This is a genomic window from Burkholderia sp. SRS-W-2-2016, assembly GCF_001931485.1.
In the GTDB taxonomy this organism is placed as follows: domain Bacteria; phylum Pseudomonadota; class Gammaproteobacteria; order Burkholderiales; family Burkholderiaceae; genus Paraburkholderia.
The window spans coordinates 156,782-180,981 of sequence record NZ_MSDV01000052.1 but is presented as its reverse complement, the minus strand read 5'-3'; the positions used below and the strand labels follow the sequence as shown (position 1 = coordinate 180,981).

Here is a 24,200-nt window from a genome sequence, read left to right as displayed (position 1 = left end):
CGGTAACAACGCGTAACCATCGCGTCACTGCAAGTAACACACCTGCGCACCGCCTCGCATTAACCTTTCAGCTTTCAGTTTCCCGCGCTCGCGCGGGCTCATACGCTAACATTCCGGCACACCACGAGTCGCCCGGCCGGCCGCGCCGGTCCCGGCCGCATCGCGGCGTCCAGAAGGAATTCATTGCATGCAGTCTGATCGACTCCCGCGCGCGCGGCCGCTTGCGTCGCGCGTCCCGACCCTCGCCATCAGCGCGGCCTGCGCGCTGCTGCTCGCCGCCTGCGCGGTCGGTCCCAACTATCAGCGGCCGGACACCACGATCCCCGCGTCGTTCAAGGAAGCCGCGCCCGGCTGGAAAGTCGCCGAACCCGCCGATCAGCACGATCGCGGCAACTGGTGGGCGATCTACGAAGACCCGCAGCTGAACGAACTCCAGGACAAGCTCAACGCGGCGAATCAGACCATCGCGCAGTACGCGGCGGCCTACCGGCAGGCGCGCGCGCTGGTCGGCGAAGCGCGCGCCGCGTATTTCCCGACGATCGGCGCGTCGGCGAGCGTATCGCGCTCGGGCAACGGTGCATCGACCGGCGGCAATGCGACGACCGCGACGAGCCGCGCCGGCATCGGCAACAGCTACAACGTCGGGATCGACGCGAGCTGGGAGCCGGACCTGTGGGGCTCGGTAGCGCGCACGGTCAATGCGCAGAAGGCCGGCCAGCAGGGCGCCGCGGCCGACCTCGCGAACGCGCGGCTATCCGCCCAGGCCACGCTCGCGCAGACCTACTTCTCGCTGCGCGCGCTCGACTCCACGCAGAAGCTGCTCGACGAGACCGTCGCCGCGTATCAGCGCTCGCTGCAGCTCACGCAAAACCAGTACGCGGCCGGCGTCGCCGCGCGCGCGGACGTGATTCAGGCGCAAACCCAGCTGCAATCGGCGCAGGCCGCCGCAATCGACAACGGCATCCAGCGCGCCCAGGACGAGCACGCGATCGCGGTGCTGATCGGCGAGCCGGCCTCGATGTTCTCGCTGCCGCCGATGCCGCTCACCGCGACCCCGCCCGCCGTGCCCGCGCAGTTGCCGTCGGCGCTGCTCGAACGGCGGCCCGACATCGCGTCGGCGGAACGCAAGGCGGCCGCGGCGAACGAGCAGATCGGCATCGAGATCGCCGCGTACTTCCCGTCGCTGACGCTGTCGGCGTCCGGCGGCTTCGAGAACTCGGTGTTCTCGCAACTGTTCACGGTGCCGTCGCGCTTCTGGACGCTCGGCCCGCAACTGGCCGCGACGATCTTCGACGCCGGCCTGCGCAAGGCCCGCACCGAGGCCGCGCGCGCGACCTACGATCAGGACGTCGCGACCTATCGGCAGACGGTGCTCACCGCGTTCCAGGATGTCGAGGACAATCTCGCGTCGCTGCGCATCCTCGAACAGGAAATCGTCGTGCAACGGCAGGCGGTCGATTCGGCCCGCCAGGCGCTCGCGATCGTCACCAACCAGTACAAGTCGGGCACGGTCGGCTTCGTCAACGTGCTGACCGCGCAGACCACCGCGTTTACCGCCGAGCAGAAGCTCGAGAGCATCGCGGGGCAGCGGATGGTGTCGTCGGTCGGGCTCGTGAAGGCGCTCGGCGGCGGCTGGGAGGTGGCGCAGATGAACCGCGAGACCGGAGACGTGGCGGCGCCCGCGCCGTTGCCGGCTTCGGGTGCGGCTGGGTCGCCGAGTGCGGCGGCCACTACGCCGGCCGCTCAAACCGCAGCGCTGAGTGGCGCTGCGGCGCCGGGGCAAGCGCAAGTGCAAAGCAAATAAGCGCGGCGCGGCAACCACAGCGCCGTCAAAAGAAGCACCGCAAAAAACCGCCGCAAAACAAGCCGCAAAGCAAGCCGCAAAGCAAAAGAGGCATGCCCGCATTTCGCGGTCATGCCTCTTTTTTCATCACCCGAAGGAAGCGAAGCGCCGGCGCCAACCGGCGCGCCTGCGTTCAATGCACGAACGTCAGCGCCACCGTATCCGGCCCGCTCGGCCGCCCGAGCAGATTCAGCAAGCCGGCGAGGTTATCGCGCTGCTCCGGCGCGGCGCTGGCGGTCCCATGAAACGACGTCGACGCGGCCGATACCGTGCCGTTCCCGTTCAGCATCAACGGTCCCTTCAGCGTGCTCAGATTGAGCGTCGACGACGCCCCCTCGGCCTGAAACACCACCCGGTACGAACCAAGCGGCTTGACCATCGACACGCGCGAGCTGACGTCGTCGAGCGTCATCGTCAGCTGGCCGAACGCCTGGCCGTTGAAGCTGCGCCAGTCCGACCACGACAGCTGCACGTGACCCTGCAGATCGAGCGTATTGAACGGCGCGCCGAGCCCGACCAGCAGCGAGGCCGGCACCGCCAGCGCGCCCGGTGTCACGGTCGCGCTGCGCGGGCTCGCATCGACGGTGATCGGCTCGGGCATCGCCTCGCTGTGGCGCATCGTCATCCGCACCCGGCCGGTGAACAGCGGCCAGAACGCGGTATGCCATTCGATCCGCCCGGGCAGCAGCGTCGCCGTGCTCAGATCGGAGCCGGCCGCCAGCATCAGCGTCGCCGAGCCGTGCCACAACGAGCCGTCGGCATCGACGAGATTCACGTGCCCGTGCGTCTGCCGCGCGAACTGCGAGGTCACCCAGGCCGCCGGCGCGAGCGCGAGCGTCACCGCCGCGACCGACAACACCGCGACCACCAGCCACGGCAGCGCCTTGCGCAGGCGCCACATCCAGTAATTCATGCGAGTCCCTGTAGCGAGCGGCGGGTGCTTATTTCGCGGTCGACGGCTGCATCGCAACCGTCAGATCGACCTGGCCGTCGTCTTTCAGCGCGGTGATATGCGCCTCCGACACCTGCACCTTGAATTGCCGGCGCACGTCGTCGACCCACGCGGTCCACGCCGGGAACGACACGTTTTTCATCTGCACCTGCACCGCGTTGCCGACGAACTGCACCTGGGTCGCGGCCAGCCCATGCTCGCCGAGCGAGCCGGACAGCGCGTCCTTGAGCGCCGCGCCGGTCGGCGCGACACCCTGCGCGGCCGCCGACAGCGAACGCGCCTCGTTGGCCTGCGCGGTCATCTGCGCGAGCTGGCGTTGCAGGCTCGGCAGCGATTCGCGCAGATGCGAGCGGCCTTCCTGCGCCGGCGCCCACAGCACCGACCACGCGATCACCACCGCGAGCACACCGCCGCCCCACGTCAGCAGCGCCTTTTCGCGATCGGTGCGCTGGTCCCAGAAGCCAGCCCAGGTCTGAAGGAGTTCTGCTTTCATTGTCCGTTCCTGATGGTCCACTTGCCGGTGCTGCTGTCGATCGCGCCGCTCAGGCCGTTGCGCGCGAGGCGCTTCGGAAAGTCGGCGTCGACCTTCACGGTCGGCTTGAAGGTCACGTCGAGGCGATGCTCGTGATAGTCGAGCCCGGCGATGCCGTTGACCGGCAGCGGCGACAGCGAGCGCGCGAGCCCGTCGGAGAGCGCGAGGAAATCTTCCGGCGACAGCTCGCCGGCGGCGACCCGCAATTGCTGCAACTGGCGCGACATCTGATCGGGCGCGTCGAGCACGACGGTGGTCTTCGGGAAGGTGTTCAGCAACAGCTCGGTCATCTGCGTGTTGATCGCGTCGCGCTGGCGCGACAGCATCAGCCACTGCACGTTCGCACCGACGATCGCGACGATCAGCGCGCCGAGCCCGAGCAGGATCGGCAGACGCAGACGGCGCAGCGTCGCGCGGTCGAGCCGCCACGGCTGCGACGCGAATTCGAACTGGCACAGGTCGAAGCGGCATTCGAGCGCGCGCCGCGCGAGCTGCTCGAACGGCAGCGGGCTCGCGCCGTGAATATGCGCGGCGAGCCGCCCCGGGCTGGTCGCGCTGCCGCTCGGCTCGTTGCCGGGCAGCTCGGTCAGCATGTACAGCGACACCGGCGCCGCGCCCGCGAGCGCGCCGAGCGTCGCGTTCACCGCGTTGGCCGGCGCCGCCAGACCTTCGCCCTGCGCGCCGCGCGCAATCGCCAGTTCGACCCGCGGCACGCCGCTTTCGACCGCGCCTTCCAGCAGCAGCGCGGGCGCGGTTTGCACGACCGCGCCGAGCACCGCGGCGACCATCGGCACCACCGACGGCGCATCCGGCGCGACCACCGGCGCCACGCCCGGCAGCGCGGTCGCGGCACTCGCCGCGGTGGCCAGCACCGGCTCGCGCGCATCGGCGTGCGAGTTGGCGTGCGCTTCAGCGGCCTCGGTCACGCTCGCGACCGTGTCGGCCAGCGCCGCTTGCGGCAGGCAACGCGTGACCGGCACCGCGCGCAGGCTGCGATGGCCGGCCGCGGTAAACGCCTCACAAATGAAGCGGAACCAGCCGCGATCGACGACCGCGAGCAGTTGCCGGCCATCGCCGAGCGCTTGCGAATCGACCGCGATATGGCAGGTCTGCGGATCCTGGATCAGCTGATCCTCGACGATGTTCGGCAGCGCCTGACGCAGCTTCGGACCGCGCAGCGGCGGCAGCATGGCCGGCATCAGCAGCAGGTCGCGCGCGGCGACCATCAGCACCGCCGTGTTCGCGCGCGGCAGCAGCGCGAGCGCCGAGCGGCCGGTGCGCTGCGTCCGCCCGGTCTTGTCGAGCAGCACGAACGGCAGTTCGGGCAATTGCCACTCCTGCGAGGGCACCGCCGGATCACGCGGCGGCAGTAGAACGATCAGCGTGCTCAAAGGCCACTCTCTCTGTGGATTGCGTTGTTCATAGTTGGTCTTTTACCCGCACGATACGCGTCGTGTGAGTCAATGGATCGCGAAAGACGAGCGTGGTGCGGTCGACTTCGGCGCGCTCGTGCTGCACGCGGCCGTGGACGAGGAAGTAGTTCGAATTGACGTCGAACTGGTTCGGATCGATCGATGCCGACTGCACGCCGGACGCAGTCAGCGCGAGCTGCACGTCGCCGGAGTTGCGGAAAAATACCGTCTGCCGGCGCGCGACCAGCGTCTGCGCCTGCGACAGGCTCATGCCCGTGACGACCGCCGCGATCACCTCGGCCGGCGCGGTGTTCATGTTGACCGCGGTGGTGGTCGGCAGCACGGTGACGAACGGGCGCAGCCGCGCGACGGTCTCCGGCGTGTAGCCGGGGATGTCGAGCAGCGCATCGACGCTGGTCATCAGCAGCGGCGCGACCGCCGGATCTTCGTCGCCGTCTTCGATGCCGGGCTGGTTCGACAACGCGCCGCTCGAGGTGCCGCCGCCGATCGCGGTCGGCGCGCTGGCGCCGGTCGGTGCGCCGGTCTGGAAGCGCGTCGCCGATTGCGACAGGCCCGCGCGCATCTGCAGCGCGGTCGCCTTCGCGAGCTGGCCGCTCAGACCGAGCGACAGCAGCAGGCGCTGATACGCGGCGACCTGCTCGGCGCTCATCTGCATCACGCCGGGCGCGGGGGTCGTCACCAGATTGCGCAGGTTGAACTTGGCCTGCTCGTCTTCGATCGACCCGGACAGGTAGGTCTCCGCGCCTTGCTCGGCGCGCACCTCGCCGATCTGGCCGAGGAAGTCGGACAGCCGCGTGCGCGCGATCGGCACGCCCCACAGCCCGCCCAGATAGGTGATGCCGGCCGCGGTGTCGCCCTCGGAACGCAGGATCAGGCGGGTCCAGTCGAGCGCGCCGCGCGCGACCCATTGCGCCTGCGACAGCAGCCGCTGGTTTTCGATCCGGCGCACCTGCACCTGCTGGCGCCACAGCATCCCGGACACGAGGATCGCCGACAGCGCGACCACCAGCAGCGCGCTGATGATCGCCGCGCCGCGTTCGCGCGCCTTCGCAAACCTGCCGGTTCGCGCCTTCACCGCCATCCGCCGCTTCGACCACGAGGAGAACGTCATCTTCATTCTCCGATCAGAAAAACACGCCGGATCGGCCGCGCGAGCGAGGTCGCGCCGATGCTGACCTCGAGCCCCGTCACCGAGCGCGGCAGCGGCGCGTTGCCGAGCTGCGGCACCTTCAGGTTGTTCAGGTTCTCGGTCAGCGCGGTCTGCACGTCGCTCATCTGCGTGGTCCAGCCCAGTTTCGGCACGTACATGCGCGCGGAAATCGCGCCGACGCCGCCCATCAGCGGCACCGCGTTCCAGTTTTCGTCGCTGCCGCGCAGCGCGTGCCGCAAGTCGCCGACATTGCCGAGCGGCGGCGACGTGTAACGCACCACACGGCCATTCGAGATCATGTAGCGCACCACCTGCAAACGCGGCGCGCTGCCCGGCAGCACCATATGCCGCACGAACTGCAGCGTATTGCCGGACACCGACACCGCGGCGCCGCCGGATTCGTCGTCGCTGGCGGCCTGGCGCGCGTCGATCCGCATCTGGTCGAACAGCTGCGCGAACACGCGCTCGTCTTCCATCGCGTTGGTGATCGCGGTGCGGCCGCGGATGATCTGGTCGAGTCCGCGCCACGACAGCACCGCGATCACCGCGAGAATCGCGATCGCGACCAGCAGTTCGATCAGCGTGAAGCCACGCGTGCCGCGGCGCCGGCGGCGCTCAGAGCGAGCGGTTGCTTTCATTCGCGACCACCGTGACCATCTGGGCGAGATTGCCGGAACGCCCGGGCATCGTCACCATCACTTCGACACGGCGAAACACCGGATTCGGCGTCGCCGTCACATGTTCGGTACAGAGCAATTGCAGGTTGCCTTGAGAGCAGTCGAAGGTCGTCGAGCCGACGTTCGGCCAGGTATGCGTCAGATGCAGTTGCGCGAGCGCGTTGTCCGCGCTCCAGCCGGCCAGGAGGCGCCGGTGCAGATCGGCCTCGCCGCTCGCGAGGCTGCCGACCGCGCGAATCGACGCGGCCAGCGCGACCGCGATGATCGCCAGCGCGACCAGCACTTCGATCATCGTGAAGCCGCGCTGAGCGCGAACGCTCGCGCGACGCATCTTGAAAAGGGCAGGAGTGCGGACAATTCCGCGACGGCGCGTCGGCATCTCAGCGCACCTCGTAACGGCCGTTGCCGGTGCTGACGATCGTCGCCTGACCGGCCGCCGAAAACAGCGTGACCTGGACCGGCACGTCGATCGCCTCGGTGCCGAACACGATTCGTTCGGCGTGCGAATCGGAACCCGGATAGCTGATCGCGACGCCGGTCACGCCGCCTTCCCACTGGCGCGGGCCGAGCAGATCGTCGCGCAGCGGCCGCCAGCCGTCCTGGGTGCGCAGATCGAAACGGAAGCCGCCGTCGAGCGGCTGCCACGCGATCGGCCGCGCGCGCACCTGCGCTTCGTCGCCGGCGGATTCAAACAGCAGCGCGAGACGCTGCGCTTCCTCGTTCAGATCGGTGCGCGGATTGCGCGTCATCGTCACCGCGGTCAGCGACACCAGCAGACCCGCGATCACCAGCACCACCATCATTTCGAGCAGCGTGAAGCCGGCCGCGCGGCGGCGGCTCGCGCGCGGCCGCAAAGCCGTACACGGAGTGTCCACACGGGACTTGCAAGCGGACATGCGGTTAGTGCCGGCCATCGGGACGATCAACGGAAACTCAGACTGCAACGCATCGGTGGAGCACGCGCGCCGCGCGATGCCGCGCGCCCGGCCTGAACAGCGAGGCGGGCAGGGCGCAAAGCGAAGCGAACGCGTGCGGGAGCATCATCGGGCTCTAACGGGTTTTCGGTTCGAAGGTTCTAAAGTTCGAGCCGCGTTACTGCCAGGACCCGACATCGGCATCGTTGCCTTCGCCGCCCGCTTTGCCGTCGGCGCCGTAGCTGAACACGTCGATCTCGCCGTGCACGCCCGGATTCAGATACTGGTACGCGTTACCCCACGGATCGTTCGGCAGACGTTCGAGGTAGCCGCCGTCCTTCCAGTTGTTCGGCACCGGGTCGGTGCTCGGCTTTTCGATCAGCGAGCGCAGGCCCTGCTCCTGGGTCGGATAGCGGCCGTTGTCGAGACGGTAGAGTTTCAGCGCCTGCATCACGGTGCCGATGTCCTGCTTGGCGGCGACGCGCCGCGCTTCGTCAGGACGGCTCATGATCTTCGGCACGATCAGCGCGGCGAGAATGCCGAGAATCGCGATCACGACCATGATTTCGATCAGCGTGAAACCGCGCTGACGACGGCGCTGCGAACCCGCGTTATCAGCGCGGCGGATGGTCGACAGTTGCATAGCTTGCTTACCTCTTTTCAGGTGAAAGATTCGACTCGTGGCGCTCTTCGAGCAGCCGGGCGAGTCATTTTAATGTCATGGAGTTGAAGGGTTTCAACTCACCGAAATTTTCACAATAGTCCGTACAATGTGCGCATGAACGCCATCCAAATCCGTCTCCTGTCGCTCGCGCTGTTCGCCGTTTTCTGCGCGACGCTGACCTACTGGGTCATCACGCTCACCACGATGTCCGGCGCGCCGTTGCCGGCCGCGGCCGCGCATCAGCAGGTCTCGACCGACCAGGCCGCGACGCTGTTCGGCGGACAGCTCACGCGCAACGTGAACCAGGACATCCATCTGTTCGGCATCCTCGCGTTGACCCGAGGCGCCGCGGCGATCGTCAGCGTCGGTGGCGAGCCGCCGCACGCGGTGTCGCTCGGCAGCACGCTGATGCAGGGCACGAAGCTCTCCGAGGTCCGCGCCCGCTCGATCATCATCGACCGCAACGGCGCGCATTCGGAAATCTTCCTGCCAGCCAACACCGGCGGCCCCACCATCTACGTGCGCTAAACGATTGCGCGGCTGACACCGTTCACGCCGCGCCCGTTTTCGTTTCTCGTCTTTACTTCGTCGTGCTTGCGGTTACTGCACGAGGTTGTTCAACTCGATGATCGGCAGCATCACCGCCAGCACGATCACCAGCACCACGCCCCCCATCGCCAGAATCAGGAGCGGCTCGAGCAGGCTCGTCAGGAACATCGTGCGCCGCTCCAGTTCGCGCGCTTCGCCGTCGGCCGCGCGATCGAGCATCGTCGTCACGTCGCCGGTCGCTTCGCCCGAACGGATCAGGTGCACCAGCACCGGCGGAAACGTCTTCGTATTGCCGAGCGCACGCGACAGCGACGTGCCTTCGCGCACCCGCACGATCGCATCGTCGATGTTCTCGCGCATCGCGTTGTTGCTGAGCGTTTCGGCGGCCGCCTGCAGCGCGCGCAGAATCGGCACGCCGGCCGCGGTCAGAATGCCGAGCGTGCTCGCGAAGCGCACGGTGTTGTAGCCGCGCACCAGTTTGCCGAGCAGCGGCGCGGTCAGCAGCCACCGGTCGAACGCGAGGCGCGGGCCCGGTTGCTTGAGCGTCGCGCGCACCAGATAGACGACCACGATCAGACCGATCAGCATCGCCCACCACCAGTGCCGCACGAAGCCGGACAGCGCCATCATCAGCACGGTCAGGATCGGCAGTTGCTGCTTGGTGCTCGCGAACACGTTGACGACCTGCGGCACCACGTAGCTGAGCAGGAACGTGACGATGCCGAACGCGATCAGCGTGACGATCGCCGGGTACGTGAACGCCAGCACGATCTTCTGCTTCAACGCGTTGCGCTGCTCGATGTAGTCGGCAAGGCGCGACAGCACCAGACCGAGCTTGCCGGTGTGCTCGCCGGCCGCGACCAGCGCGCGATAAATCTCGGGAAAGTCTTTCGGATGCTGTTGCAGCGCATTGGCGAGCGAATGACCGCCGAGCACTTCCGCGCGGATCGACGCCATCAGCTCGCGAATGTAGTCGCGCTCCGACTGCTCGGTGAGCACCGCGAGCGCTTCGTCGAGGGGCAGGCCGGCGATCAGCAGACTCGCGAGCTGGCGCGTGAGGATTGCCTGCTCGCGCTGCGACAGCCGGCGCCCGAACGCGAGCCGCTGGTTGCGCTCGCCGCGGGTGCGCGACGCGGCCGGTTCGACGACCAGCGGCGTGAGTCCCTGCGAACGCAGATTGGTCCGCGCACTGCGCGCGCTGTCCGCGTCGAGCACGCCTTTTTGCGCCTTGCCCGCCGCGTCGATCGCTTCGAAACGAAATGCCGGCATGCGCTTACACTCCGCCCGTCACGCGAATCACTTCTTCGAGCGAGGTCAGCCCCGATGCCAGCCAGCGGTCCGAATCCTCGCGCAGCGTGCGCATTCCCTGCGCGCGGCCGGCGGCGAGAATTTCCGCGTCCGCCGCGTTGCGGTGAATCAGCGAGCGGATCGATTCGTCGATCAGCAGCAGTTCATAGACACCACGCCGGCCCGCGTAACCGGACTGGCCGCAGCGCTCGCAGCCGACCGGATGCCAGCGCTTGCTGCCGTCTTCCTCGGTGCGCTCTTCGCGGCACACCGGGCACAGCCGCCGCACCAGCCGCTGCGCGAGCACGCCGAGCAGCGACGACGCGAGCAGATACGGCTCGACGCCCATGTCGGTCAGACGCGTGACGGCGGATGCCGCATCGTTGGTGTGCAGCGTCGCGAGCACGAGGTGGCCGGTCAGCGACGCCTGCACCGCGATCTGCGCGGTTTCGAGGTCGCGGATTTCACCGATCATGATGACGTCCGGGTCCTGGCGCAGAATCGAGCGCAACGCGCGCGCGAAGCTCATGCCGATCCGTTCGTTGACCTGGGTCTGGCCGATGCCGGCGAGGTCGTATTCGATCGGGTCTTCCACCGTCATGATGTTGGTGGTCTCGGTCTCGAGCCGCGACATCGATGCGTACAGCGTGGTGGTCTTACCGGAGCCGGTCGGCCCGGTCACCAGCACGATGCCGTGCGGCTTGCCGATCAGTTTGTCGAACTGGCCGAGCGTGTCGGATGCCATGCCGAGCGCTTCGAGGTTCAGCCGCGACGCGTCTTTTTCGAGCAGACGCAGCACCGCGCGCTCGCCGTGGCCGGTCGGCAGCGTCGAGACCCGCACGTCGACCGGCCGGCCGCCGACCCGCAGCGTGATCCGGCCGTCCTGCGGCAGACGCTTCTCGGCGATGTCGAGCTGCGCCATGATCTTGATCCGCGAAATCAGCGCGCCGTGCAGCGCCTTTTTCGGCCGCACCACGTCGCGCAGCGTGCCGTCGACACGGAAACGCACCACCGATGCATTCTCGAACGGCTCGATGTGAATATCCGATGCCTGTTCGCGCGCCGCTTGCGTGAGCAGCGCGTTGATCATGCGGATGATCGGCGCGTCGTCTTCCGATTCGAGCAGATCCTCGACCTCGGGGATGTCCTGCATCAAACGCGACAGATCGACTTCGCCTTCCACTTCGCCGACCACCTGCGCGGCGCTGCCGTCCTGGCGCGCGTACGCCTGATTGATCGCCTGCGCGAGTTCGTCGGCCGGCAGCCGCACCACCGACACCGCGCCGTAATTGCGCGCGACTTCGGCGAGCGCGGCTTCGCTGGTGCGCTCGCTGATCCACACTTCGAGGCTGTCGGCATGCTGATGCGCGACCAGAATCTGGCCGCTGCGCGCAAAGCCGTACGGCACCATCCGGGCGGCGAGCGGCGAGGGCGCCGCGCGCTCGCCGGCGGCAGCGGCGTCGCCGTTGGACGGGCGTGACGAGGGCGCGGTTTGCGCGGGGGTCTGCGTCACGGACGCGCTCCCGGCGCCACGGTGTTCGGTACCGCGCCGTTGGCGGGGTCGACCGCCGGCTGCGTGGTTTGTTGCGGCGCCTGAGGCGGGGTCGCCTGCTGGCGGCGCATCTGATCCAGATTGAACAGGTTCATCGCGGGCACGCCGCCCTGGCTCGGGCCGATCGGCATCGGCGGCATCACCGGATCGTCGCGATCCTTCATCACGCGGTTATCCGAACGGTACGCGCCCTGGACGCCCTGGATGTAGTCGTAGCGATTCGCGGTGACCGCTTGCGTGGTGTCGCGATCGGTGAGGATCACCGGACGCAGGAACACCATCAGGTTGGTCTTGTCGCGGGTCTTCTGCTCCGAGCGGAACAGCTGGCCGAGCCACGGAATGTCGCCGAGCAGCGGCACCTTGCTGTTGCTGACCTGGTAGTTGTCCTGCATCAAACCGCCGAGCACGATGATCTCGCCGTTGTCGCACAGCACGGTCGACTGGATCGAACGCTTGGTGAATTCCGGGCCTGCCGGATTCGTCGATGCGTTGTTGGTGCCGTTCACGATCGCCGAGTCTTCGGTGTACAGCTGCATCTTCAGGATGCCGCCGTCGGTGATCTGCGGCTTCACGTGCAGCGTCAGACCGATGTCGACGCGGTCATACGTATTGAACGCGGTGCTGGTCGTGCTGCTGGTCAGGTTCGAATACGAGCCGGTCTGGATCGGCACGTTGGTACCGACGATGATCTTCGCTTCCTCGTTGTCGAGCGTGATCAGGTTCGGGGTGGACAGCACGTTCGCGTCGGCGGTTTGCGACAGCGCCTGCAGCAGCGCGCCGAGGCCCTGCACGCCGAAGATGTTGCGGATCCAGCCGACGTTCAAGCCCTGTTGCAGATTGCTGAGTCCCGACGCGAGCGCGGCGCCGCCGGTAGCCCCGCCGGCGGCGGCCGCCGCCGCGGTCGCGGTGATATTGACGATGCTGTTGCTCGAACCCGTCTGCAGATTCGTGCCGGCGAAGATCGAGCTGTTCGCGACCTGCCACTGAATGCCGAGGTTGCCGCTGGTGTTCGAGTTCAACTCGACGATCAGCGCCTCGATATAGACCTGCGCGCGACGCGCGTCGAGCTGGTCGATCACCGCGCGCAGATTGCGGTACACCGGTTCGGGCGCGGTGACGATCAGCGAGTTGGTCGCCGCGTCGGCGGTGATCATGCCGCCGCCCTGGTCTTCGCCGCCCTTGTCCTTGTCGCCGCCGAGGAAGCCGCCGGAATCCTTGCCCGAGCCGGAGCCGCCGCCCATCGGCGAATTCATCGAACTGCCGCCGCCCAGGCCACCCGACGGCAACGGCGCGGTGCCGGAAATGCCGGTCGAGGTGTTGCTGCCGCCGCCACCGCCGCCGCCATTCTGGTTGAACGAATTGGCCTCGTTCGAGCCGGCCGACGAACCGCCTTCACCGCCGCCGCCCTTGCCGAGCATTGCGCGCAGCGTGCGCGCGAGCTTGGTTGCATCGGCGTTGCGCAGCGGCACGACGTGGATGTTGCCGGGCATCGTGGTCGGCGTGTCGAGCTGCTTCGCGAGTTCCTTCGCGGCGGCCAGACGCGCGGCGTTCGATGCGCGGATCAGCAGCGAGTTGGTGCGCGAGTCCGAGGTGATCGACACCTTCAGCGTCGCATCGGTGCTGCCGATCGAGCCGGGGTCGAGCATCTTGTTCAGTTGCTGGGCAATGTCGATCGCATTGGCGTTTCGCAACGGCACGACCGCGACCGACTGGCCCGCCGCGCTGTCGACACCGGCGATGATCTGCGCGATGCGGCGCACGTTGTCCGCGTAATCGGTGACGACGATCGTATTGTTGGCCGGGTAGGCCGCGACGGTGTTGTTCGGCGAGATCAGCGGCCGCAGCACCGGCAGCAGATTGTTGGCCGATTCGTTGCGCAGCGTGAAGACCTGCGTGACGACCTGGTCGCCGCGCGCGGTCGGCGCATTGCCGACGTAGGTCGGTACGCCTTGCAGTTTCGCGTCGGCTTCGGGCACCACCTTCAGCACGCCGTGATCCTGGACCAAGGCGAAGCCCTGCATGCGCAGCGCCGATTGCAATGTCTTGAGCGCCTGATCTTCAGGCACCGCGTTTTCGGAAACGAGGTTCAGTTGCCCCTTGACCCGCGGATCGACGATGATCGTCTTGCCGGTCGCAGCGCCGATCGCTTTGGCGACCTGATCGATGTCGGCATTGACGAAATTCAGTGTCACCTCTGCCTGTGCTGTCTGCGCGGTGATCAAGCCAGCCACCAGCAGCGCCGTTGCGACTCGACGCAAAGCCATACAATTTCTTCTCATGGAATGTGATATCGATACCAACAGCTGTCGCCGCTGGCGGTCATGCGATGCGGATTCGGCACCAGGCCACCGCCCGAGCGGTCTGCGAGCCGGTTAAGGCGACCGCCCGACGTTCGAAAAAAACGAACAGTACCAGCTTTTCATGTCGAAATTGAAACAAAAAACTCGACCAGATCCGATTCCGTAAAAAGTTCGTGCTGCCGTTAGTCGATTGAAAGGAAATCGGCATAACGGGCGAACGACGAATATCGGGATTTGTACTGGCTTATGTCGGTTAGCCAACTTGACGGTGCCCGGACTGCCGGTATCATACGAGCCGTTCGACCTGCTGTTATGCGTTTGCTGACGCGGGTTTTCCCCGATGCTCGATGAAACCCCCAGCCAGCATGCCGTCGCGGTCGGGTCCCGGCGAGCCTCGTGCCTTACCGATTCTTACCTCGCGATTTTACTTAGTCATCTTGACCGATGAAGCGTCCGTTAGTCACCGTCGCCGCCACCCTCGCGCTGCTCGCCGCAGCCGGATCCGCGCGCGCCGACTGCTTCGACGAAGCGGCTAAATATCAGAAGGTGAACCCGCTGATCCTGCGGGCGATCGCGTGGCAGGAGTCGCACAACCGGCCGGACGCGCAGCATAAGAATGCGAACGGCTCGATCGACTACGGGGTCATGCAGATCAATTCGATCCATCTGCCGGTGCTCGCCCAGTACGGGATCTCGCAGGGCACGCTGATGGAGCCGTGCAAGAACGTGTATATCGCCGCGTGGCATCTGCGTCGCCAGATGAATAAATACGGCAATACCTGGCAGGCGGTCGGTGCGTATCACTCCGAGACGCCGGCGTTGCGTGATAAGTATGCGCAGCAGATTGCCGGGATTCTGCGGAGCTGGAAGTTGATGCGGTGAGGGTGGGGTGGGGTAGCTGCTGCGGTTGATGCTTTGCTGCTTTGCTGCACTGTCAGGCGCTTTCTTGCACTGTTCTGTGACTGTTCGGCGATTGTTCGGCTGACACGCGCTTCTGGTAATTTCGCCTGCTTTTTTCCGCTCTCGTCTCCATGTTTTTGCGCTTTTCCCGCGCAGTATTCGCGCCGTTACTATGGCTTTAGTCGCCGCGCGTTTCTCCCGCTATCGCAGCCCCGCTTCCTGCATAGTGAGCTCGCCCGGCTTGCGTTTATCGCTGCGGCTACCGCGTATTGAGCTTGCCATCCCGGCTCCGCTCTTTGAATAGTCCGCGCGCGCGGCCCGCGTTTATAGCTGTGGCCGCCGCGCGTTGCGCTCGCCATCCCGGCTTCGCTCTTTGAATAGCGCGCTCGCCCGGCTCGCATTTATCGCTGCGGCTACTGCGCGTTGTGCTCGCTATCTCGGCTCGGCATTCTGAATAGCGCGCTCGCGCGGGCCGCGCCGGTTTTGATGCACAATGCGGCTTCATGTTGCCGCCGGGCGCCGCGCCAGCCGCGCGGTCCAGCGGGTCCCGCGCCCGGCCCGTTCTCCAATCTTCCTGTTTTCCTACCGCGATGAACCAGCCGCTATTGCCCGTCACCGTGCTCTCCGGTTTTCTGGGCGCCGGCAAGACCACGCTCGTGAACCACATCCTCGCGAATCGCGCCGGCCTGCGCGTCGCGGTGATCGTCGATGATCTGGCCGCGGTCAAGCTCGATCCGACGCTCGTGCACGCCGCGACCGGCTCGTCCGCCGCCGACGCTCAGGTGATCGAACTGTCGAACGGCTGCCTTTGCTGCGCGTCGAGCGATGACCTGCCCGGCGACATTCGCCGCCTCGCGCAAACCGGCCGCTTCGATGCATTGGTGGTCGAAGCGAGCGGCGTCGCCGAACCTCTGGCGCTGGCCGAATTGCTCGCCTTCGACGATGACGAAGACAGCACACCGCTAGCCGGCCTCGCGCGACTCGATACGCTGGTCACCGTGGTCGACGCATCCAGCTTCCTGCGCGACTACGGCTCATCCGATGCGCTCGCCGAACGCGGCCTCGCGACCGACGAAGACGACGACCGCACGCTCGCCGAGCTGCTGGTCGAACAGATTGAATGCTGCGACGTGCTGATCGTGAACAAGGCCGACCTCGTCGGCGCGGACGATCTCGCGCGACTCCAACGCATCCTCGCGCGCGTCAATCCGCGCGCAGAGCAACTGGTGAGCCGCTTCGGCGACGCCCCGCTCGACCAGTTGCTGAACACCGGCCGCTTCGATTTCGAGACAACGGCAGGCGCACCGGGCTGGCTCGCAGCGCTCGAACACGAGCAGGAAGAAGCAGATAACGAGCAAGGCCACAGCCATCACAGCGACGCGGACGAATACGGAATCGGCTACTTCGTCTACCGCGCGCGCCGGCCGTTTCATCCGCAACGGCTGTGGGAACTGCTGCATCAGGAGTGGAAGGGCGTGCTGCGCAGCAAGGGCTTTTTCTGGCTGGCGACGCGCAACGACATCGGCGGTTCGCTATCCCAGGCGGGCGGCGCCTGCCGTCCGGCGCCGGCCGGCATGTGGTGGGCCGCGCAGGACCGCAGCGAATGGCCGGAAGGCGACGACGAACTGAGCGCGGAAATCGCCGCCGACTGGTACGGCGATGCGGACGATATGAGCATCGGCGATCGCCGTCAGGAACTGGTGCTGATCGGCGTCGATATCGACCCGGCGCAGTGGCGCGCAAAGTTCGACGCGTGCCTGCTCAGCGACGCCGAATACGCACTCGGCCCGCAGGGATGGCAGAACTTCGAGGACCCGTTCCCCGCATGGGACTTCGACGATCACGATCATGACCACGACGACGCACACGGTCATCACCATCATCACGACCACGCACACGGCGACGACTGCGAGCATTGCGGCCACGATCACCGTCACGCGCACGGCAACGGCGGACACCGTCACGACTGACCGAACCGCACACGGCGTCCGCCGCGCATGACCGAAGCAGGCCGCAACCGCGCGTTGCGGCCTTTTTTCATCGCGCCGCGCGCCGCTCACGCCCGAAAAACGGGCAAAAAAAACCCGCCATCCGGCGGGTTTCTCGCGAGTGTCAACTGCCTGGCAGCATGCTGCTTAGCGCTTGTTGACCGAATCCTTGAATGCCTTGCCTGCCGTGAACTTGACAGTCTTTGCAGCCGGGATCTTGATAGTTTCGCCGGTCTTCGGATTGCGACCCGTACGCGCTGCGCGCTTGCCCGAACCAAAACTACCGAAGCCGATCAACTGGACCGCTTCACCCTTCGACACAGCCTTCTTGATCACTTCAAGCAACGTGTCCAGCGTTTCACCGGTTTGAGCCTTGCTGGCGCCCGTCTGTCCTGCGACAGCGTCGATCAGTTCCTGTTTGTTCATTAAGGTTCCTCTTTGTGTTTAGGTTGACACGAACAGCGCGAACGCGCCGATTATACGTGCGCGCACCGCGCCGTCGAGCAGCTGCGGCCCCGATCGAGAAGATCTGTCGTGACGGCGAGAAAACCGTCCGCCAGCCGTGCTCCCGCTCCCTTCGCGGCGCTTGCTATGATAGCGCAGCGCAAACCCAATCAGGATAAGGGTTTCGAAGAATTGCGCGGTTCTCAGGCCGTTATTGCAAGGAAATCGAAATTTCCCCGCTTTTCACCCCCAAACGCGGGCTGAAACCCAGTCCTGACGGGGCCTGGCGTTGGTTTTCGCCAACGCAGCAAACGCTCGACGAGCGTCCTCGCGGGTCCATTCCGGCATCTCGCAATTCGAGCGCACCGGTGCCGCGATCCAAACCCGCTCTTTCTAGCGTCCTTTTTCGCCGCGCATGACCGAACCGCTGATCCCCGCCGTCCTCGCTTTTCGCGACAACGGCAGCCCGTTTTCGCCGCTCTACGACGACATCTATCACAGCGCCGTCGGCGCGCTCGAACAGGCTCAATACGTGTTCCTGGGCGGCAATTGCCTGCCCGCCCGATGGCAAAACCGCCGCCACTTCACCGTGCTCGAAACCGGCTTCGGGATGGGCATCAACTTTCTGGTCACGTGGGCCGCGTGGCGCGCCGATCCCGCGCGCTGCGAGCGGCTGCATTTCGTATCGACGGAAAAGCATCCGTTCAGCGCGGCCGATCTGCGCCGCGCGCACGCGCTGCTGGCCGGCGACCCGCTGATCGCCGAGCTTGCCGACCTGCTCGCGAATGCATGGCCGATGCTCGTGCCCGGCAGCCATCGTCTCGAGTTCGACAACGGCCGCGTCGTGCTGACGCTGATCTTCGCGGATGCGGCCGAGAGCCTGCCCGCGTTGAGGCTGCGCGCCGACGCGTTCTATCTGGACGGCTTCGCGCCGGCGAAAAACCCCGAGCTATGGACTCCGGCGATCTTCAAGTCGCTCGCGCGCTGTGCGGGCGACGACGCGACCTTCGCCACCTACAGCAGCGCGGGCGAGATCAAACGCGCGTTGACGCAATGCGGCTTCGAGTATCGAAAAGTCGACGGTTTCGGCTGGAAACGCGCGATGCTGGTCGGCCATTTCGCGCCGCGCTGGCGGGTGCGCCGCTATGAACCGCCGGCCCCGTTCGCGCATCCGGAACGACACGCGGTCGTGATCGGCACCGGGCTCGCCGGCTGCGCGGTAATCGAACGACTCGCGGCGCGCGGCTGGCACCTGACATCGCTCGAACGGCATGCGCAGGTCGCGCAGGATGCGTCGGGCAATCCTGCCGGCGTATTCCACCCGATGATTTCGCGGGACGACAGCGTCGCCTCACGCGTCACGCGAGCGGGCTTTCTGTACGCGCTCAATCGCTGGAACGCGCTGGAGCGGGCAGGGCACCGGCTGGTGCGCGGCAACGGCGGCCTGCTGCAGATCGCCGCTGACGACGATGAAGCTCATGCGATGAGCGCAGCGATCGCCGCCTTCCGCTACCCGCGGGAGTATGTGACGCCGGTCACGGCCGCCGATGCGGCGCGGCTCGCCGGCATGCCGCTTGCGCGCGGCGGCTGGTGGTTCGAACACGGCGGCTGGATCGCGCCGGCCTCGCTGTGCGCGGCGCAGCTCGCCGCGGCCGGCGACCGGCTCGAACGGCGCTTCAACGTCGAGGTCGCGCGCATCGAACGCGACGGCGACGGGTGGAACGTGTTCGATGCCGCCGGCCAGGTGCTCGCGCGGGCGCCGGTGGTGATCGTCGCAGGCGCGCATGAGGCCGCGCGCATCGCCGGCTTGCGGCATGCGCCGACGCGCAGCATTCGCGGCCAGTTGAGCCTGCTGCCGGCCGGCACGGTCGCGCCGCTCGGCTTGCCGGTAATCGGTGAAGGTTATGCGGTGCCGCTCGCGGACGGCGTCACGCTGACGGGCGCCACCTACGAACTCGACGACTCCGACACGTCGTTGCGCGCGGACGGTCATCGCGAAAACATCGAACGGGTCGCGCAGATGTTGCCGGCATTCGGCAGCGCACTAAGTAGTGCGCCCGTCGCGACGCTCGCCGGCCGCGTCGCATTTCGCTGTGTGACCAGCGACCGCATGCCGATGATCGGCCAGCTCGCCGACGAAACCGCGGCCGCCCGCGATGCGGCCCGTCTGCGCGGCGCATGGCCGCTCGATCTGCCGCGCATCGACGGACTGTACGGCGCGGTCGCGTACGGCTCGCGCGGGCTCGTGTGGGCCGCGCTCGGCGCGGAGCTGATCGCGTCGCAGATCGAAGGCGAGCCGTGGCCGCTCGAGCGCGATCTTGCCGAAGACATCGACCCAGCACGTTTTCTGCTACGTGAGCTACGGCAAGGGACGCTCGGTTAACCAAAGCAAAGGCTTCGGTACTGAGGTTTACCAGGTTTACGTCGGCGGCCACCCCGCATAGCTGCCGGAAGTTAACGTCGCCGCAACGTAAACCGCGTAAACCTGCCGCCACCGTTATCCACCGCAACCTGTGGATAACCGCGCGGTTAACCGGCGCAAGTCGTGTGGAACCGTTGTGGACGTAAACGGGGTAACTCGACGATCGCGAAAAAGCTCAAAAAGTTACCCGCGTATACCCATTGCCACCGCACATGCTGTGCATCCGGTTATGCGGCCGGCAAATTGCTGATTTGTTTCGGTAAACCTGAGTTATCCACAGAAACCGAGGCAGCTTGTTAACTGTTACTACGTATACATACGGTAAACCAGTAAACAACAGCGGCAGGGGCTTACGCCCCGGCTATCGAGCGGCTGATTTCCGTCAAAACCTCGCCAAAGCGTCTCCCGTTAACCTTGAAGTCGCACACCGAAATCACACTTACCGCGTTTACGTAGGCTCGGCGGTTAACGTAGGAGAAACGGGGCAAAAGGTCGCTTTTGCCGCTTCCGAAGAAGTTAACGTACGTTTTTACCGTTTTGCCAGTGAGTTAACCGCTTTTCCGTCGGGACCGGACAAGCTATGGCACAATCGCCGTTCTTTTGCGCGTCGTGCCCCCGCATCAGGCGGCACGCGCAGCGACGGAACGGTGCCGGTCAAACAGAATCTGATTCAAGGTCGACGGCGTTCTTTCACCGTTCCGGTTGCCTCTGCCGCAGCCGTGAAAACGCTGGACTCACGGCGGTTCTTTGCGGCCGCGGCGCATTCCCGATCATCCGATCATTGATAAAACGCAACGCTGACGTCGCGAAGCGCTTGCGACAGCGACGGTGTTAACCGCTCGCTCGTTTACCGGTGTGCGTGTGCGCCGGTTCGTGTCGTCTGCCGTTGCTGCCAAGGAGAACCCATTACGATGAATTCGGCGTTTTCGTTTCTGCCAGCGTGGCCGCTTTCTCCCGACGCTATTTTCTGGGCCGGGCTTGCGTTGCTCGCCGCCGGTTTGTGCGGCGAACTCTGTTATCGCGCATGGCGTTTACCGCGCATTTCCGGTTATGCGGTGATCGGTCTGATTGCCGGCGCGGCCGGTTTCGGTGTGATCGACGCGGATTCCGCGAATGCCGCGCGTCCGCTGCTCGACGTTGCGCTCGGTTTACTACTGTTCGAACTCGGCAGCCGGCTCGATCTGCGCTGGATCCGCCGTAACCCGTGGCTGATCCTGTCGAGCGTGGCCGAAGCAACGCTGACATTCGCCCTGGTGTTGCCGGTGCTGCTGTTCCTGAACGTGCCGCTGATGGTCGCGACCGTGCTCGCGGCGATTGCGATGGCGACGTCGCCCGCGATGGTGATCCAGCTGAAAACCGAACTGCGCGCCGAAGGCCAGGTGACCCAGCGGCTGCTCACGCTCACCGCGCTGAACAGCATGTATGCGGTGGTGATCGAAAAGCTGGTGTCGAGCTGGTTGCATCAGGAGGTATACGGCAACGTGTTCGCGACGATCCTGCAGCCGCTGTATCTGCTGGTCGGCTCGCTGGTGCTTGCCTATGTGCTCGCGCGCACCTGCACGTTCTTCTATCGTCGTCTGAACATGCAGGACGAGCATTCGTTCGTCGCGCTGTTCGGGATGGTGCTGCTCGCAATCGCGATCGCGCATCTGTTCAAGCTGTCGACGATTCTCGCGCTGCTCGCGGCCGGCATCATCGTGAAAAATCACGAAGCGCGTCCGCAGCTGTGGCCGCAGCATTTCGGCACCGCCGGCTGGCTGCTGACGGTGATCCTGTTCGTGCTGACGCTGACCTCGTTCGAATGGAAACACATCGCGCTCGGCGGCGTCGCGGCGCTGGGTCTGATCGTTGCGCGGTTGATCGCGAAACTGGTCGGCGTGCTTGCCTTCGCTAAACCGAGCGGGCTGAACTGGAAGCAGGGGATGGCGCTCGGATTGTCGTTGTCGCCAATGTCGGCGCTCGCGTATCTGCTCGTCGACGATACCTACAACATGTACCCGAACTTCGATCCGCAACTGCGCGCGATCGTCATGTGCTCGATCTTCGTACTGCAGATTCTCGGGCCGTGGCTCGTCTATCGCAGCCTTGCGCTGGTCGCGGAGCGGCGCGAGGAGTAAACGCGCATCGCTCGAACCCGCGCTTGAAGAAGCCGTTTCAACACTCTCGCTTAAAAACGACCTGACTCAGGGGACGCCATGTCACTCGAAGCCTTCATCGATTCGAAACCGTTTACGTTCGGGATCGAACTGGAGATGCAGATCGTCAATACGCATGACTATGATCTGACCAAAGCCGGCACGGATCTGCTGCGCCTCATCAAGGATGAACAGATCCCCGGCAACATCACGCCGGAAATCACCGAAAGCATGATCGAGCTGTCGACCGGCATCTGCACGTCGCACGAACAGGCGGTCGCCGATCTGCGCAAGATTCGCGACACGCTGGTGTCCGCCGCCGATCATCTGAACGTCGGCCTGTGCGGCGGCGGCACGCATGCGTTCCAGCAATGGAGCGAACGGCAGATCGTCGATACCCCGCGTTTTCAGTATCTTTCCGAGTTGTACGGCTATCTCGCCAAGCAGTTCACGGTGTTCGGCCAGCACGTGCACATCGGCTGCCCGGATGCGAACAGCGCGCTGTATCTGCTGCATTCGATGTCGCGCTTCATTCCGCATTTCATCGCGCTGTCGGCGTCGTCGCCGTTCGTGCAGGGCGTCGATACCGGATTTCATTCGGCACGCCTGAATTCCGTGTTCGCGTTTCCGCTGTCGGGCCGCGCGCCGTTCGTGCTGACGTGGGACAGCTTCGAGGAGTACTTCTCGAAAATGGTCCACACCGGCGTGGTCAACAGCATGAAGGACTTCTACTGGGATATCCGGCCGAAGCCCGGTTTCGGCACGATCGAAGTACGCGTGATGGATACGCCGTTCTCGGTCGATCGCGCCGCGGCGATCGCCTGCTACATCCAGACGCTCGCGCGCCATCTGCTGCTCGACAAACCGATCGCGCCGCAGGAAGACGACTATCTGGTCTACACATTCAACCGTTTCGAAGCGTGCCGGTTCGGACTCGGCGGCACCTGCATCAATCCGCAGACGGGCGAACGCAAGACCATTTCCGAAGACATCCTCGAAACGCTCGAGCGGATCGGACCGCATGCGGAAGCGCTCGGCTCGACCAACGCACTCGCGGAAATCGGCGCAATTGCCCGCGGTCAGGTCAATGATGCGACGTGGCTGCGCAGCCTGTTCGCGCAGGAAAAGTCCTTGCACGAAGCGGTGCGGCAGCAGTGTCTGCTGTGGCGCGCATAGTGGTGCGCTGGGTGGTGCGCATAGTCGCGCGGCATCGCGAGACACCTGCCATATGCGTCACAACGTGACGTTTTCGACGAAACCCGCCGCGCGCGGGTTTTTTTTCGTAAAAAATTTTCGAAATTTTTTGTCCGCGCGGCCCTTCAGGTTTCTTAAAAGTTTACGTATACAAACGTAGTAGTCGCTAACAAGCCGCGCGGATGTCTGTGGACAACTGAATAATTTCTTGCAAAGTCAACGCGCTGGGGAAATGATAAGTAGGCTTGAAAAGCAGGCCCCGGGCGAGCGTGGCAAGCAGGACCGAAGAAACGTTCGAGCGGCCGCAAGTACTTGTCTCAAAACGGTACACAGGCTGTCCAAACGTTTTCCCCTGGTTATCCACAGTAGTCGTTGGATAAGTTAGCTGTACGATTTGCCGGTCTCGCATAGAATGTCGTTTTCGCCGCCTGCGTGGCTTCGTAGGCGGTCAATTTCTGAGTAGTAGAAACCGTTTCGTCCGCGGTTGGACGGAACTACCCCACACACGCAACGGACACGCCCGGCATGCAGGTCGCCGGAAGTGCACGAAAGCGGTAAATAAACGAATCGAAGATTATGAGCGAAGGCGTATACGGAGAACAGGCAACCGGGCGAGTGACCCACAGCCTCTTGCGATTGAGCACGGCGATGCGAAGCCAGGCTTGGGAATGGGCGGAAGGCGCTGGCCTCACGCCGACCCAGGGCGAAATCCTCGTGCTGTTGATGCAGCGCAAAGGGCCGATGCGCCTCGGCGAAATCGCGCGTGAAACGGCACTGACCGCCGCCACCACCAGCGACGCAGTCAGCACGCTCGAAACCAAGGGTCTGGTCGAAAAGCGCCGCGCGCTCGACGACGGCCGTGCTCTCGCCGTTCGCCTGACCTCGCGTGGCCGCACCGCGGCAAAGCGCGCGTCGCAATGGCCCGACTTCCTGAGCAAGGCAGTCGGCACGCTGCGCGAAGACGAGCAGGCAATGCTCTATCGCACGCTGCTCAAGACCATCTATCAGCTCGAAGCGCAGGAGACGATCCCGTCGCATCGCATGTGCCTGAGCTGCACGCATTTCCAGCCGAGCAAGAATCCGAAGAAGACGCCGCATCACTGCGCGCTGCTCGACCTGAACATGTCGGATACCGATCTGCGTCTGGACTGCTCCGTGCATGAAACGGCGGACGTCCTGACCCAGAAGAAGACTTGGAAGATCTTCGCTGCGTAAGGCGGCGGTTTCTGGCGTCATCCGCTAACATGGCCTCGCCGGCACCGGC

General features: G+C 65.4%; 21 protein-coding genes. 9 read left to right on the top strand and 12 right to left on the bottom strand.

Annotation, left to right across the window (positions count from 1 at the left end):
• The first annotated feature begins 187 nt into the window (after positions 1-187).
• The gene (locus tag BTH42_RS23285) at positions 188-1,804 is read left to right on the top strand and encodes an efflux transporter outer membrane subunit (protein WP_075303514.1); all 1,617 of its coding nucleotides are present in this window, start codon (positions 188-190) and stop codon (positions 1,802-1,804) included.
• Between the two features lie 172 nt (positions 1,805-1,976).
• Here BTH42_RS23285 and BTH42_RS23280 read toward each other — a convergent pair whose 3' ends face one another.
• The 8 genes from BTH42_RS23280 to gspG all read right to left on the bottom strand — a co-directional run bounded on the left by BTH42_RS23280 (position 1,977) and on the right by gspG (position 8,144).
• Positions 1,977-2,756 (bottom strand): type II secretion system protein N, encoded by a 780-nt coding sequence (locus BTH42_RS23280; RefSeq protein WP_075303513.1) that lies wholly within the window; start codon positions 2,754-2,756, stop codon positions 1,977-1,979.
• Between the two features lie 28 nt (positions 2,757-2,784).
• On the bottom strand, positions 2,785-3,288 hold the full coding sequence (locus BTH42_RS23275; protein ID WP_075303512.1) for a type II secretion system protein M: 504 nt from the start codon (positions 3,286-3,288) through the stop codon (positions 2,785-2,787).
• Positions 3,285-4,718: a type II secretion system protein GspL gene (gene gspL / locus BTH42_RS23270; RefSeq protein WP_075303511.1), complete on the bottom strand. Its 1,434-nt coding sequence runs from the start codon at positions 4,716-4,718 to the stop codon at positions 3,285-3,287. The genes BTH42_RS23275 and gspL overlap by 4 nt, the downstream gene beginning before the upstream one ends.
• Positions 4,719-4,746: 28 nt before the next feature.
• Positions 4,747-5,841 (bottom strand): type II secretion system minor pseudopilin GspK, encoded by a 1,095-nt coding sequence (gene gspK / locus BTH42_RS23265; RefSeq protein WP_075303523.1) that lies wholly within the window; start codon positions 5,839-5,841, stop codon positions 4,747-4,749.
• A 32-nt stretch (positions 5,842-5,873) separates the two neighbouring features.
• Positions 5,874-6,548 (bottom strand): type II secretion system protein J, encoded by a 675-nt coding sequence (locus BTH42_RS23260; protein ID WP_075303510.1) that lies wholly within the window; start codon positions 6,546-6,548, stop codon positions 5,874-5,876.
• Complete coding sequence (gene gspI / locus BTH42_RS23255) at positions 6,526-6,918, bottom strand: type II secretion system minor pseudopilin GspI (RefSeq protein ID WP_075303509.1); 393 nt, start codon at positions 6,916-6,918, stop codon at positions 6,526-6,528. Before gspI ends, BTH42_RS23260 begins: the two co-directional genes overlap by 23 nt.
• A gap of 49 nt (positions 6,919-6,967) precedes the next feature.
• Entirely contained in the window at positions 6,968-7,501 is a 534-nt protein-coding gene (locus BTH42_RS23250; RefSeq protein ID WP_075303508.1) for a GspH/FimT family pseudopilin, read from the bottom strand.
• A gap of 178 nt (positions 7,502-7,679) precedes the next feature.
• Positions 7,680-8,144 (bottom strand): type II secretion system major pseudopilin GspG, encoded by a 465-nt coding sequence (gspG, locus tag BTH42_RS23245; RefSeq protein WP_075303507.1) that lies wholly within the window; start codon positions 8,142-8,144, stop codon positions 7,680-7,682.
• A gap of 135 nt (positions 8,145-8,279) precedes the next feature.
• Here gspG and BTH42_RS23240 point away from each other — a divergent pair, with 135 nt between their 5' ends.
• Positions 8,280-8,693, top strand: a complete 414-nt coding sequence (locus tag BTH42_RS23240) for a type II secretion system protein N (RefSeq protein WP_075303506.1) — start codon at positions 8,280-8,282, stop codon at positions 8,691-8,693.
• 72 nt (positions 8,694-8,765) lie between these two features.
• On the opposite strand, the gene gspF is transcribed toward BTH42_RS23240, so the two are convergent.
• The 3 genes from gspF to gspD are packed head-to-tail and all read right to left on the bottom strand — an operon-like array spanning position 8,766 to position 13,817.
• Positions 8,766-9,983, bottom strand: coding sequence for a type II secretion system inner membrane protein GspF (gspF, locus tag BTH42_RS23235; protein WP_075303505.1), 1,218 nt, complete (start codon positions 9,981-9,983; stop codon positions 8,766-8,768).
• Positions 9,984-9,987: 4 nt separating this feature from the next.
• A complete protein-coding gene (gene gspE, locus BTH42_RS23230; protein ID WP_075303504.1) occupies positions 9,988-11,514 on the bottom strand; it encodes a type II secretion system ATPase GspE in 1,527 nt (508 codons plus the stop codon).
• Positions 11,511-13,817 carry a type II secretion system secretin GspD gene (gene gspD, locus BTH42_RS23225; protein WP_075303503.1) on the bottom strand — a complete coding sequence of 769 codons (2,307 nt, stop codon included), beginning with the start codon at positions 13,815-13,817 and terminating at the stop codon, positions 11,511-11,513. Before gspD ends, gspE begins: the two co-directional genes overlap by 4 nt.
• Before the next feature lie 480 nt (positions 13,818-14,297).
• Between gspD and BTH42_RS23220 the strand changes: the two genes are divergently transcribed.
• The gene (locus BTH42_RS23220; protein WP_075303502.1) at positions 14,298-14,735 is read left to right on the top strand and encodes a lytic transglycosylase domain-containing protein; all 438 of its coding nucleotides are present in this window, start codon (positions 14,298-14,300) and stop codon (positions 14,733-14,735) included.
• A gap of 608 nt (positions 14,736-15,343) precedes the next feature.
• On the top strand, positions 15,344-16,723 hold the full coding sequence (locus tag BTH42_RS23215) for a GTP-binding protein (RefSeq protein ID WP_075303501.1): 1,380 nt from the start codon (positions 15,344-15,346) through the stop codon (positions 16,721-16,723).
• A gap of 165 nt (positions 16,724-16,888) precedes the next feature.
• On the opposite strand, the gene BTH42_RS23210 is transcribed toward BTH42_RS23215, so the two are convergent.
• Entirely contained in the window at positions 16,889-17,167 is a 279-nt protein-coding gene (locus BTH42_RS23210; RefSeq protein WP_075303500.1) for an HU family DNA-binding protein, read from the bottom strand.
• Between the two features lie 433 nt (positions 17,168-17,600).
• Between BTH42_RS23210 and mnmC the strand changes: the two genes are divergently transcribed.
• The 5 genes from mnmC (at position 17,601) to BTH42_RS23190 (ending at position 24,151) form a co-directional block, all read left to right on the top strand.
• Positions 17,601-19,568, top strand: a complete 1,968-nt coding sequence (mnmC, locus tag BTH42_RS23205; RefSeq protein ID WP_075303499.1) for a bifunctional tRNA (5-methylaminomethyl-2-thiouridine)(34)-methyltransferase MnmD/FAD-dependent 5-carboxymethylaminomethyl-2-thiouridine(34) oxidoreductase MnmC — start codon at positions 17,601-17,603, stop codon at positions 19,566-19,568.
• Between the two features lie 332 nt (positions 19,569-19,900).
• Positions 19,901-20,392 carry a hypothetical protein gene (locus tag BTH42_RS34945; protein WP_143752180.1) on the top strand — a complete coding sequence of 164 codons (492 nt, stop codon included), beginning with the start codon at positions 19,901-19,903 and terminating at the stop codon, positions 20,390-20,392.
• A 126-nt stretch (positions 20,393-20,518) separates the two neighbouring features.
• Positions 20,519-21,724, top strand: a complete 1,206-nt coding sequence (locus tag BTH42_RS23200; protein ID WP_075303498.1) for a cation:proton antiporter — start codon at positions 20,519-20,521, stop codon at positions 21,722-21,724.
• Between the two features lie 78 nt (positions 21,725-21,802).
• Positions 21,803-22,918: a YbdK family carboxylate-amine ligase gene (locus BTH42_RS23195; RefSeq protein ID WP_075303497.1), complete on the top strand. Its 1,116-nt coding sequence runs from the start codon at positions 21,803-21,805 to the stop codon at positions 22,916-22,918.
• 594 nt (positions 22,919-23,512) lie between these two features.
• Positions 23,513-24,151, top strand: a complete 639-nt coding sequence (locus tag BTH42_RS23190; RefSeq protein ID WP_075303496.1) for a MarR family winged helix-turn-helix transcriptional regulator — start codon at positions 23,513-23,515, stop codon at positions 24,149-24,151.
• The last annotated feature ends 49 nt before the right edge of the window (positions 24,152-24,200 follow it).

Bases quoted from the DNA above. Each gene is read 5' to 3' on its own strand.
- BTH42_RS23285 (WP_075303514.1), top strand. From the start codon at position 188: ATGCAGTCTGATCGACTCCCGCGCGCGCGGCCGCTTGCGTCGCGCGTC.
- BTH42_RS23280 (WP_075303513.1), bottom strand. From the start codon at position 2,756: ATGAATTACTGGATGTGGCGCCTGCGCAAGGCGCTGCCGTGGCTGGTG.
- BTH42_RS23275 (WP_075303512.1), bottom strand. From the start codon at position 3,288: ATGAAAGCAGAACTCCTTCAGACCTGGGCTGGCTTCTGGGACCAGCGC.
- gspK (WP_075303523.1), bottom strand. From the start codon at position 5,841: ATGGCGGTGAAGGCGCGAACCGGCAGGTTTGCGAAGGCGCGCGAACGC.
- BTH42_RS23260 (WP_075303510.1), bottom strand. From the start codon at position 6,548: ATGAAAGCAACCGCTCGCTCTGAGCGCCGCCGGCGCCGCGGCACGCGT.
- gspI (WP_075303509.1), bottom strand. From the start codon at position 6,918: ATGCGTCGCGCGAGCGTTCGCGCTCAGCGCGGCTTCACGATGATCGAA.
- BTH42_RS23250 (WP_075303508.1), bottom strand. From the start codon at position 7,501: ATGGCCGGCACTAACCGCATGTCCGCTTGCAAGTCCCGTGTGGACACT.
- gspG (WP_075303507.1), bottom strand. From the start codon at position 8,144: ATGCAACTGTCGACCATCCGCCGCGCTGATAACGCGGGTTCGCAGCGC.
- BTH42_RS23240 (WP_075303506.1), top strand. From the start codon at position 8,280: ATGAACGCCATCCAAATCCGTCTCCTGTCGCTCGCGCTGTTCGCCGTT.
- gspF (WP_075303505.1), bottom strand. From the start codon at position 9,983: ATGCCGGCATTTCGTTTCGAAGCGATCGACGCGGCGGGCAAGGCGCAA.
- gspD (WP_075303503.1), bottom strand. From the start codon at position 13,817: ATGGCTTTGCGTCGAGTCGCAACGGCGCTGCTGGTGGCTGGCTTGATC.
- BTH42_RS23220 (WP_075303502.1), top strand. From the start codon at position 14,298: ATGAAGCGTCCGTTAGTCACCGTCGCCGCCACCCTCGCGCTGCTCGCC.
- BTH42_RS23215 (WP_075303501.1), top strand. From the start codon at position 15,344: ATGAACCAGCCGCTATTGCCCGTCACCGTGCTCTCCGGTTTTCTGGGC.
- BTH42_RS23210 (WP_075303500.1), bottom strand. From the start codon at position 17,167: ATGAACAAACAGGAACTGATCGACGCTGTCGCAGGACAGACGGGCGCC.
- mnmC (WP_075303499.1), top strand. From the start codon at position 17,601: ATGACCGAACCGCTGATCCCCGCCGTCCTCGCTTTTCGCGACAACGGC.
- BTH42_RS23200 (WP_075303498.1), top strand. From the start codon at position 20,519: ATGAATTCGGCGTTTTCGTTTCTGCCAGCGTGGCCGCTTTCTCCCGAC.
- BTH42_RS23195 (WP_075303497.1), top strand. From the start codon at position 21,803: ATGTCACTCGAAGCCTTCATCGATTCGAAACCGTTTACGTTCGGGATC.
- BTH42_RS23190 (WP_075303496.1), top strand. From the start codon at position 23,513: ATGAGCGAAGGCGTATACGGAGAACAGGCAACCGGGCGAGTGACCCAC.